9 protein-coding genes and 1 pseudogene are annotated in these 10,356 nt (G+C 65.1%); 8 read left to right on the top strand and 2 right to left on the bottom strand.

Annotated features, from left to right (window positions below; all coding sequences use genetic code 11):
• Positions 1 to 281 precede the first annotated feature (281 nt).
• The 6 genes from DBR22_RS17710 to DBR22_RS17685 all read left to right on the top strand — a co-directional run bounded on the left by DBR22_RS17710 (position 282) and on the right by DBR22_RS17685 (position 8,052).
• Entirely contained in the window at positions 282 to 1,229 is a 948-nt protein-coding gene (locus DBR22_RS17710; protein ID WP_108600102.1) for an L-lactate dehydrogenase, read from the top strand.
• A 140-nt stretch (positions 1,230 to 1,369) separates the two neighbouring features.
• Positions 1,370 to 1,867, top strand: a complete 498-nt coding sequence (locus tag DBR22_RS17705) for a universal stress protein (protein WP_108600101.1) — start codon at positions 1,370 to 1,372, stop codon at positions 1,865 to 1,867.
• Between the two features lie 327 nt (positions 1,868 to 2,194).
• Positions 2,195 to 3,571, top strand: coding sequence for an FAD-binding oxidoreductase (locus DBR22_RS17700; RefSeq protein ID WP_108600100.1), 1,377 nt, complete (start codon positions 2,195 to 2,197; stop codon positions 3,569 to 3,571).
• A gap of 113 nt (positions 3,572 to 3,684) precedes the next feature.
• Entirely contained in the window at positions 3,685 to 5,001 is a 1,317-nt protein-coding gene (locus DBR22_RS17695) for an ATP-binding protein (protein ID WP_108600099.1), read from the top strand.
• A gap of 161 nt (positions 5,002 to 5,162) precedes the next feature.
• A complete protein-coding gene (locus DBR22_RS17690; RefSeq protein WP_108600098.1) occupies positions 5,163 to 6,785 on the top strand; it encodes an HNH endonuclease signature motif containing protein in 1,623 nt (540 codons plus the stop codon).
• A gap of 10 nt (positions 6,786 to 6,795) precedes the next feature.
• Positions 6,796 to 8,052 carry a low temperature requirement protein A gene (locus tag DBR22_RS17685; protein WP_108600097.1) on the top strand — a complete coding sequence of 419 codons (1,257 nt, stop codon included), beginning with the start codon at positions 6,796 to 6,798 and terminating at the stop codon, positions 8,050 to 8,052.
• Here DBR22_RS17685 and DBR22_RS17680 read toward each other — a convergent pair.
• Together DBR22_RS17680 and DBR22_RS17675 are read right to left on the bottom strand one after the other, a co-directional pair.
• Positions 8,033 to 8,677, bottom strand: a complete 645-nt coding sequence (locus DBR22_RS17680) for an HD domain-containing protein (protein WP_108600096.1) — start codon at positions 8,675 to 8,677, stop codon at positions 8,033 to 8,035. The genes DBR22_RS17685 and DBR22_RS17680 overlap by 20 nt on opposite strands.
• Before the next feature lie 23 nt (positions 8,678 to 8,700).
• Positions 8,701 to 9,177: a MarR family winged helix-turn-helix transcriptional regulator gene (locus tag DBR22_RS17675; RefSeq protein ID WP_108600095.1), complete on the bottom strand. Its 477-nt coding sequence runs from the start codon at positions 9,175 to 9,177 to the stop codon at positions 8,701 to 8,703.
• A 124-nt stretch (positions 9,178 to 9,301) separates the two neighbouring features.
• Here DBR22_RS17675 and DBR22_RS17670 point away from each other — a divergent pair, with 124 nt between their 5' ends.
• A complete protein-coding gene (locus tag DBR22_RS17670; protein WP_108600094.1) occupies positions 9,302 to 10,246 on the top strand; it encodes an SDR family NAD(P)-dependent oxidoreductase in 945 nt (314 codons plus the stop codon).
• A gap of 1 nt (position 10,247) precedes the next feature.
• Positions 10,248 to 10,356: pseudogene (locus tag DBR22_RS24720) on the top strand (4-hydroxyphenyl-beta-ketoacyl-CoA hydrolase); the annotation flags it as partial.

The raw sequence follows: 10,356 nt of genomic DNA, 5'->3' as shown, positions 1-10,356 counted from the left end.
GCCCAGGCCCGTGAAGGCTTCACCGGCAGCGCCCCCGTCATCGCAAACCCGCCTGCGGCGACGTTCAAGAAGTAGATTCCCGTCCGGGCTGGCACGGCTGCGGCTCGCGCGGCCGTGCCAGCCCGGCTGCCGCGCGGGCTGCCCGCGCGGGGCTGCCACGCGCCCATCCCGGGACAGGTGTGCCGTAGCTCCGCAGTCGGTAGCATGAGGCCATTGCGGACACTCGTACAGCGGTGTTTCCGGAGCTCCCCGAGTTCCGGGAACAGGGGAAGAGGTAGGTCGTGCCAGGATCCAAACTTGCCATTGTGGGAGCTGGAAGCGTGGGCACTTCGCTTGCCTACGCCGCCCTGATCCGGGGTTCGGCCAGCAACGTTGCCCTCTTCGACGTCAACGCCCTCAAGGCGGAGGCGGAAGTCCTGGACCTGGCCCACGGCACGCAGTTCGCCGCGGCGGCGGCCGCTGTCACCGGTGGTGGCGACATCGCCGTGACGGAAGGTGCCGACGTCGTGGTTATCACTGCCGGAGCCAAGCAGGCGCCGGGCCAAACACGGCTGGACCTGGCGGGGACGAACGTCCGCATCCTCGAACAGCTTATGCCGCAGCTGATGCAGCACGCCCCCGACGCCGTCTATGTTCTGGTCACCAACCCGTGCGATGTACTCACGGTGGCCGCGCAGAAGATCTCCGGGCTGCCGGCCGAACGCGTCTTCTCCTCCGGCACGGTGCTGGATACGTCTCGGCTGCGGTGGCTTTTGGCCCGGCGCGCCGGCGTCTCCGTGGCCAGCGTCCACGCCAGCATGGTGGGTGAGCACGGCGATACCGAGTTCCCCGTATGGTCCGGCGCGACCATCGGTCCCGTCCCCATCCGCGACTGGGAAGAGGACGGCAAAAAGATCTTCACCGCCGCATACCTTGCAGAAACCGCCCAGGAAGTGACCCAGGCGGCCTACAAGGTCATCGCCGGCAAAGGTGCCACGAACTACGCCATCGGCCTTTCCGGGGCACGGATCGTGGAGGCCCTGCTCCGGGACGAGAACGCCGTCCTTCCGGTTTCCACTGTGCTCAGCGGCCCCTACGGGATCAACGGCGTGGCACTGTCCCTGCCGAGCGTGGTGGGCCGCGGCGGCGTGCACCGCATTCTCCACACCCCCATGGACGACGGCGAACTGGCGGCGCTGCAGCATTCCGCCGACACGTTGCGGAACACCATGGGCACGCTGGGAATCTGAGCCTCCAGCGGGCAACGCACAGAGCTCCATTGCCTTTCCGTCCCGGGACCTTGTCCTCTTGAAAGCCCGCATCCCCGGGTCTAGCGTCAGCCACATCATGCTGATTCAACGGCGAACCGCAGCTTAAGGAGCTTAGGGAAATGACGGATAGGGAAGCCAAAGTAATAGTCGGCGTCGACGGTTCCGATGCCTCAGTGCAGGCACTGCGTTTTGCTGCCCAGCTGGCGCCCGCGCTGGGCGCCCACCTTCATGCCGTAGCCTGCTGGGACTTTCCGCAGATGTACGCCGGCTACGTTCCGCCCGATTTCGAGGCCTTCCAGGCGGCCGCCGCCAAGACGCTGGCGGAGAGCCTCGACAAGGCGTTCGGGCCGGACGCACCCCAGGACATGAGCAAGGAGCTGATCCGCGGCCCGGCCCCGGCGAAACTGGTTGAGGCAGCGGCCGGCGCCGCAATGCTGGTGGTGGGCCGCCGCGGGCATGGCGGTATCCGTGGCATGCACCTGGGCTCGGTCAGTACTGCCTGCGTTTCCCATGCCGAATGCCCGGTCCTGGTGATCCATTCGGACGGCAGCAGCAGCCAGGGCACCCACCGCCTCTGGCGAGGCCACAAATCCAAGGGTGAGAACACGCCCACTTAGTAGGTCGAGCGCCGGCACTGCAGAATCTGAACGTCCGACGGCGGCACCCGGGGTTCGGTTTCGACGGAACCCCGGGTGCCGTCGTCGTACCTTAAGTGCATTGACCGCCGCACGCCGTCGGCGTAATTTTGCGAATAGCCGGACCCACTGAAGTGCCCGGTTCCGGGCCGCCCATCGGCGGCCCCTTGAGTCATGAAGCACGCCGCGGCAACGCGGGCGGCCATGCCGCACCGCCGCTGCTGCGGTGCACCGGTTTCGAAATATCACATCGGGCAAGGCCAGCTGGCGGGGTGCGCGCCTGAGCATCGTGGAGCTTTGGAGTTCACCATGAACGGCAATTCCCTTCTGTCTTTGCAGGAGAAAGTACGGGGTCCCCTCACCACGGCAGACAGCCCTGATTACGACACCGCCCGCGCCGTCTACAACGGCATGATCGACAAACGTCCAGCTGCCATCCTTCAGGTTTCCCAGGTGGCTGACGTCATCGCCGGAGTCAATTTCGCCCGGGACGAGGGCCTGGACCTTGCCTTGCGCGGCGGCGGCCACAGCGCCCCCGGCTTCGGGACCTGCGACGGCGGACTGGTGCTTGACTTCACCAACCGGCGTGGCGTGCGCGTGGACCCGTCCACGGCGACCGCCTGGTCGGAAACCGGTGCAACATGGGCGGATTTCAACCACGCAACCAACGCGTTCGGACTGGCCACCACCGGCGGCATCATCGGTTCAACCGGCGTGGCAGGCCTGACTTTGGGCGGCGGAATCGGCTACCTCTCCCGTAAGTATGGCCTCTCGTGCGACAACCTGAAGTCAGCAGACGTGGTCACCGCTGACGGGAAATTCCGCCATGCCAGCGCTACAGAAAACGACGACCTCTTCTGGGCCCTCCGCGGCGGAACCGGGAACTTCGGTGTGGTGACTTCCCTGGAGTTCACCCTTCATCCCGTGGATGTCGTCTACGGCGGCGTCGCGATTTACCGGCTCGAACACCTTGAGGCTGTGGGCCAGCTGTACCGTGACACCATCGCCACTGCAGCGGAGGAACTGGGTGTCTTTGTCGGTGTGCACCAAGGACCCCCTGTCCCGTTCCTCCCGGAGGAACACCATGGGCGCCCGGTGGTGGTCCTGGTTGGCGCTTGGATGGGACAACACGATGAAGGACAGCGGCGGTGGCAGCCCTTCCTGGACGTGGCGCCCGTGGCCGGCTCGTTTGTGGGACCAATCCCCTACCCTGCCCTGAACACCCTCTTCGACCCGCTGTTGCCCAAAGGACTCCAGGCCTACTGGAAGGCGGAGTTCCTGCCCGCCCTGACTGACGAGGTCATCAAACTGGCAAAGCACCACGGCGAAACCATCCCCAGCGAGGAGACCGCGAACCACTTCTACCCCGTTAACGGCGCAGTCCATCGAGTCGCGAAAGACGCCACCGCTTTCCCATACAGGGATGTCGAGTTTGCTGCCGTGATTGCAGGAATGTGGGAGAACCCCGCGGACAACGAAGCGAACATCCGCTGGGTGCGCGATTACGCGGCCGCACTGAGTGGGCACAGCGCCGGCGGCGCCTACATCAACTTCATGGACGCCGACGATCAGTCCCGGATCCGAGACAACTACTCAGGCAATTACGCCAGGCTGGCCGGCATCAAGGCGAAATACGATCCGGACAATCTCTTCCACATCAACCAGAACATCAAACCGGCCACCTGAGCATTCCTCCCGGTCCTCCTGTAACGCAACGCTCCCGCAACCCCCCGTCGCGGGCTGATCGCCTATGCTCAGCAGAGCACTCAGTTCAACGACGAACCACCGGGAGACACGGTATGACCAGCTGGCGGATCAGGGACTTCCACTCTGCGGACCTGGACGGGATCCTGCACCTGTGGGAGACCCTCAAAGCAAACAACGTGGAACCCGTCTATGCCCTCTCCGAGGTCCTCGCCTCCTGCGAAAAGGACCACGCTGTAGTGGCGGTGCTGGGTGACATGGTGGTGGGCGCCGCCGTCGGACGCGCAGCCCACGACCAGGGCTGGATCGTTTTCCTGGCCACCCTGCCGGAATATCGCGGCCGCGGGATCGGCACCTCGCTGCTCGCCGCCGTCGAAAACCGGATGGCGCCGCACGGGCTGAACAAACTGTCCGCCCTGATGCCCGAGTCCGAGACCCGTGTGGAAGCCTTCCTCAGCCGCGGTTTCGCGCTCAAGAAGAACCTGCGCTATTTCGAGCGGACCATCCCGGTGCAGCGCCAGGAGCTGGGGGCGCTGGGGCAGCTGGGCGGGCGGATCCTGGCACGCGATCTCTGGGAAAATGTGGCCGGCATGCGCAACGAAAAGGAACTCCTCGAACGACGGCTGGTCCTGCCCTTGGCCGAGGCCGATCTCGCGGACGAATACGGCGTGGTGCCGCCGCGGGCCGTCGTTCTGTTTGGACCTCCGGGCACAGGCAAAACCACGTTCGCGAAGGCCATCGCGTCCCGGCTGGAGTGGCCGTTCGTGGAGGTCTTCCCATCCCGTTTGGCCTCCGACCCGAAGGGCCTTGCCGGAGCCCTGCGCGAGACGTTCCTGGAGATCGCCGAACTGGAGCACGCTGTGGTGTTCATCGACGAGGTGGAGGAGATCGCCTCCCAGCGGTCAGGTGAACCGCCGTCGCCGCTGCAGGGCGTCACGAACGAACTCTTGAAGATCATCCCGGCCTTCCGCGAGCAGCCCGGCCGCCTGCTGGTCTGCGCCACAAACTTCATCCGCGCCCTGGACACGGCGTTCCTGCGCCACGGCCGGTTCGACTACGTCATCCCCATCGGCCTCCCCGACCGCCAGGCCCGCGAAGCCATGTGGCAGCGCTTCATCCCCGCCACCGTGGTGGACGACGTGGACGTGGAGCTCCTGGTGGAGCGAACCGACGGCTTCTCGCCTGCGGACATCGAGTACGCTGCCCGGAGCGCCTCCCAGCGTGCCTTGGAAAAAGCAGTGTACGACGACGGCGGTGCGGCTTCCGGCGGAAGCCTTTCAGTCCGCGAGGCGGTCCGGAAGGGGCCCTGCACGCAGGACTACCTGGACGCGATCGGCGAAACGCGGACCACCGTGAGCCAGGAAGTCCACGAGCAGTTCCTCGAGGACATCGACGCCCTCGGCCGGGTGTAGCGCCGGGGTTCCTGGTCCTGCACAGCCGAGGGGTTACACAAGGCGGTCAGTTATCCACAACCGTCAGTTAGCCAGAACCGTTATCTATCCACATCAGCTAGTTATCCACATAGGCGATCATCCGCCGGGTGTTTCCCGGAGCCCCGCGGGATGCTTTGTATATGGGAAACAAAGCAGCGGTTGAGGCGGCGGAGGCTGTTTGTGCCTCCGCCGCCTTGCTGCTCGCGGTAGTTAAGCGCGGGACTGATTCGGCCGCGGCCGACGGGCCTGTTGGGTTCACGGGGCCTGCCGACTCTGCCGGATTCGCCGGGAACGCGGACCCTGCCGGGTTGGCGGACTCTGCCCCGCTGGCGGGGTGTGCTGATGATGATCCGTTGCGCCGGGAAGCTGATGGTTGGTTGGACACGCTGGCCCTGACCGGCACGCTCAATGCGCAGGTCGCCGCGGTGATGGTTCATGCGGCAGCCGGTTACGCCGGCACGGCCCAGGCGTTGGTGTCCCCTGATCTCTCTGATCGGGCACAGGAGATGGCGTTGATCGCGGAGGTCGCGTGTGCCCTCACGGTCAGCGAACGGACCGCCTCAACGCTGCTGACCGAATCCCACGCCTTGACCACATCGTTGCCGCTGACTCTCTCCGCGCTGACGGCCGGTTCGCTCTCATGGCAGCATGCCCGGGTCATGGTGGACGAGACCACCAACCTGGAGCCCGCCGCAGCCGCCGCGTTGGAGGCGCACTTCCTGGACCCCGACGCACCCACCCCGGCCCGTGGCCCGGCCGGGGAACTCGTCCCGTCCCGGTTCCGGCATAAGGCCCGGATCTGGCGCGAACGCCACCACCCCGTCAGCATCGAAAAACGCCACACCAGGGCCGTCGCGGACCGGAGACTGGAATACCGCCCGGACCGGGACGGCATGGCCTGGCTCTCCGCGTACCTGCCCGCGGACCAGGCCGCGGGGATCTGGAACCGCACCACGGCCGCGGCCCGGGCACTGCAGGGCCCGGACGAGCACCGCACCATGACCCAGATGCGTGCCGACATCGCCGCCACCCTGCTCCTGGGCGGAACCGATGTCACGGACGGCGACGCTGACAATCTCAGCGATGGTGTGTCGCCGTCGCCGCGGGCGCAGGTCCTGATCACCATGCCCGTCATGTCCCTCCTCGGCGCCACCGATGAACCCGCGATGCTTGATGGGTACGGGCCGATCCCGGCCACCATGGCCCGAAGGCTCATCGCCGCCGGCGCCACGTCGTTCCACCGGGTACTCATCGACCCCAGGGACGGCGCACCGTTGGAGATCGGCCGAACCAGCTACCCGGTCACCAAAGCGCAACGCCAATGGCTGAGGATGCGTGACGGGAAGTGCCCGTTCCCCGGCTGCAGCAATCATTCCCTGGACAACGAAGCAGACCACCTCCTTGCCTGGGCCCACGGAGGCACCACCGGCATCGCCAATCTGGCCCAGCCCTGCCCCAAACACCACAGGCTGAGGCACACCACCGCCTGGAAACCCGGCCCCGCCACCACAAACGAACCACCGGGCTGGATCTCACCTACCGGCAGACGCTACGCCAGCGAACACCCCGACTGGGAACCACCAGAGTTACCGGAAGGCTTATATACCAGCTCCGAGATACCAGAGCGTCCCCTACCCAGTCGGGCGGAAATGGAAGTGGCTGCAGATGCGGGGACCAAAGTACAGCAGAAAACCACAGTTTCAGAGGTAGCCGAAGTCCAGGGGAAACCAGTGACTGTGGAGTGCGAAACAGGGCAACGGTAGTCTTTGGGCCATGTCTGCAAATCCACTCCGGCACGCCATGGCGCCCATGGGCGGTCGTGATCCTCACGAACGGCACCGCGCCGCAACCCCGCTTGAGCTCTTCTTCGACCTCACATTTGTCATTGCGTTCGGCGTGGCAGGAAGCCAGTTCGCCCACGAGATTGCCGAAGTCCACTTGGGTGCGGGCCTGCTCGGGTTCTCCTTCGCCATGTTCGCCGTGATCTGGGCGTGGATCAACTTCACCTGGTTCGCCAGCGCCTACGACACCGACGACTGGATCTTCCGTGTGGTGACCATGATCCAAATTGTCGGTGTACTTATTCTCACCATGGGAATCGAACCCATGTTCCACTCGCTGGTGGAAGGGGAACACGTCGACAACCAGGTGATCGTGGGCGGCTATGTGGTCATGCGGGTCGCGCTTATTTTCCAATGGCTGCGCGCGGCCAGGCAGGATCCGGCCCGCCGGCAGACGTGCCTGCGCTACGCCAGGTACCTTGCCCTCGTCCAACTCGGATGGATCGCGGTGCTGGTCATCCAGGCCGACGTGCTCACAACCTTCCTCATGACGGCACCCCTGATCCTGCTCGAGATGGCCACTCCGTACGTGGCAGAGCGCAGAGCCACCACACCGTGGCACGCGCACCATATCGCGGAGCGCTACGGGCTGCTGGCCATCATTGCCTTAGGAGAATGCCTCGTGGGCGCCATCGAAACCCTCCGCGCCATCGTGGCCAGCCATGGCTGGAGTGTTGACGCAGCCCTCGTGGGCTTCGGCGGAACGGCATTGGCATTCGCCATGTGGTGGATCTATTTCATGCTCCCCGCAGGCCGGGCGCTGCACATACGCCGACGCCAGTCCTACCTTTTCGGGTACGGACACATCCCCATCTTCGCCGCGATTGCTGCCACGGGCGCAGGTCTCCATGTGGCGGCCTACTACATCGACCACGAGGCACATATCAGCGCGGCGATGGCCGTGGCCAGCATCGCCGTCCCCGTGGCATTGTTCAAAGGCTCATTGACCTGGCTCTACAGCGTCATGGTAGGCGCCGACCGCACCATCATCATCGTGGCAGCTTGCGTACTGGCCGCGTTGGCAGGCTCAGTTGGCCTCGCTGCGGCCGGGGCGTCGGTGCCGGTATGCCTGCTGGTCATGGTGCTGGCGCTGGGCGTCTCGATTGTTGTTGACGAGCGTCGGGGCTCCGAGCGGCTGCAGCGTGCGCTGGAACAGCTGGAATCCGGGGCTACTTCTCCCCAGCGTTAGCAGCCTCTGCCGCTCCACGGTCATCCTCATAGGACAGGTTCTCGTAGTCGGTCTGGTCTTCCTCGTCCAGCCGGTCATCCAGCTCCTTGAGCAGCCACGGGTTCACCCGGCCCAGGATCTTGCGGATTTCCTCGACCTCCACGGCGGCGTAAAGCACGGGGCGCGCATCACGGTATTTGGTGACGGGCGGCTTGTCCGGCCATTTTTCGGCCAGTGCCCTGACGCGCTCTGGCAATGAGTTATGGGCGTTATCCGCAATCTTGACCAGGGCGGCGTCGTGGTCTTCCGCGATGTAGCGGATCCCGTCAGCGTAGTCGTCGGGATTGTCGTGGAGCCGGTTGGTCACCCGTTCGATGATGTCCACGGCACGCTCGGAAACACCCATCGCCAGGAGTGCCTGCCGGGTGATCGGTGTGTCCTCGGCGATATCGTGCAGGTATCCAGCGATCCGGATGTCGTCGTCGAAGTCCGCGAGTGCGTCTCCCACGGCAATCACGTGCTCACGGTAGGGCCGCTTGAGCTTGTCCTTCTGCCGGTTGTGGGCCACTTCGGCCAGGACCTTCGCAGTCTCTACGGTGAATCCGGGCTGGGGCGAGGCTGCTTCTTGGAACTCTGGTTCGGACATGGTTCCAGCCTACGCGCCGGACTCTAGGAGTCGCCCCACAGCGCCTTACGGAGCAATGCCTTGACGGTCGCCACTTCGTCCGCCGACAACCGCTCCAGCGCCTCGGCCTCCGCGGATTGGGCGGCCTTCCGCGCTTCGACAAGCAGCTTTGAGCCTTCCGCGGTCGCCGTGACCGTCTTTGCCCGGCGGTCTTGCTTGCCCGGAGCCCGGACAACCAGTCCTCGCTTTTCCAGCTCATCCACCAGGGCGACGATCTGGCTGGGGTCAAGGCTGAGGAAGTCGGCAAGCTCGCGCTGGGTTGGCTCGAGGCCGCTGTCTGAAAGGATGAGCACCGAGTACGAGCGCTCTTTGAGATTGAAATCCGCCAGCGCCCGGTTGTTCAGCACCGACCCCGCCGCATGGAGCTTGGCCAGCAGGAACCCCATGTCATTGGTGATCGAGGCTCCCACCAATTTATCCTCGGCCCCGTTCTGCTTCAGGCCCTGCATATCGATCGTCATAGCGCTCCAGAAAGTTCCCAAAATAAATCGTTGACATTTACAACAATCCATATTCTCATGGATATAGAACACAGCATCCCATGCCGGACGGCAGGATGCACGGTCGGGTAGCAAAGGAGCAGCCATGAGCCTGTCAGGAAAAGCAGCAATCGTCACCGGCAGCGGACGGGGCCTGGGCCTCGCCTACGCCAGGGAACTCGCCAAACAGGGCGCCGCCGTCGTCATTAATGACGTGGACGCGGCCGTGGCGGCGGAGGCCGTGGCGCTTATCGAGTCCGACGGCGGCCGTGCGGTTTCAGTCGTCGCTCCCGTGGGAAGCAGTGAAGTCGCCAAGCAGCTCGTGGAGACGGCCGTCGCGGAGTTCGGGCGCCTGGACATCCTGGTCACCAACGCCGGCATCCTCCGCGACAAGAGCCTGCTGAAGATGACCGATGAGGACTTCGACCTGGTGATCAACGTCCACCTGAAGGGCACTTTCACCTGCGTCCGTGAAACGTTCGCCTACTTCAAGGAAAACGGCATCGCCGGCCGCATCATCACCATCGGCTCCCCCACCGGCCAGCGCGGCAACTTCGGCCAGACCAACTACGCCGCAGCAAAGGCCGGGATCGTGGGCATGGTCCGGACCTGGGCGCTGGAGATGAAAAAAGCGGGCGTCACCGTCAACGCCGTCATCCCCGTCGCCGCGACCGCCATGACCAAGACTGTGCCGTACTTCCAGAAAGCCATCGAAGCGGACGAGCGCGGCGAAGCCATGCCCGCCTTCTTCCGCCACGACCTGGGCTTCGGAACGGCCGACGACGTCGCGGGGCTCGTTGCCTTCCTCGCCTCTGACGCCGCAGCGGGAGTCACCGGCCAGGCCATCGGTGCCGGCGGGGACCGCCTCCAGCTCTGGACCCATCCGGAAGCTGCGGCCACCGAATACCGCGAAGGCGGCTGGCGCTACGAGGATCTGGTGGAAAACTTCGACTCGCTCCTGGGCGGTAAACTCCAGGGTTTCGGCGAGGAATTCCTGCCGCTGCCCGAAGACCTCCAGCCGGCCCAGCCCGCAGCAGCGGTGGCGCGCTGACATGTCCACCCGCTACGAACCGGCAATCGACATTGCAAAGATCGATGCGATCGACATGCACGTCCACCTCGAGGTGGACGGCCACGGCCATCAGTCCCTGCCCCCAACCC

The sequence above is a fragment of the Arthrobacter sp. HMWF013 genome (assembly GCF_003061105.1).
Lineage (GTDB): Bacteria > Actinomycetota > Actinomycetes > Actinomycetales > Micrococcaceae > Arthrobacter.
This window is presented reverse-complemented; position numbering and strand designations above follow the sequence as displayed.

Bases quoted from the DNA above. Each gene is read 5' to 3' on its own strand.
- DBR22_RS17705 (WP_108600101.1), top strand. From the start codon at position 1,370: ATGACGGATAGGGAAGCCAAAGTAATAGTCGGCGTCGACGGTTCCGAT.
- DBR22_RS17700 (WP_108600100.1), top strand. From the start codon at position 2,195: ATGAACGGCAATTCCCTTCTGTCTTTGCAGGAGAAAGTACGGGGTCCC.
- DBR22_RS17695 (WP_108600099.1), top strand. From the start codon at position 3,685: ATGACCAGCTGGCGGATCAGGGACTTCCACTCTGCGGACCTGGACGGG.
- DBR22_RS17690 (WP_108600098.1), top strand. From the start codon at position 5,163: ATGGGAAACAAAGCAGCGGTTGAGGCGGCGGAGGCTGTTTGTGCCTCC.
- DBR22_RS17685 (WP_108600097.1), top strand. From the start codon at position 6,796: ATGTCTGCAAATCCACTCCGGCACGCCATGGCGCCCATGGGCGGTCGT.
- DBR22_RS17680 (WP_108600096.1), bottom strand. From the start codon at position 8,677: ATGTCCGAACCAGAGTTCCAAGAAGCAGCCTCGCCCCAGCCCGGATTC.
- DBR22_RS17675 (WP_108600095.1), bottom strand. From the start codon at position 9,177: ATGACGATCGATATGCAGGGCCTGAAGCAGAACGGGGCCGAGGATAAA.
- DBR22_RS17670 (WP_108600094.1), top strand. From the start codon at position 9,302: ATGAGCCTGTCAGGAAAAGCAGCAATCGTCACCGGCAGCGGACGGGGC.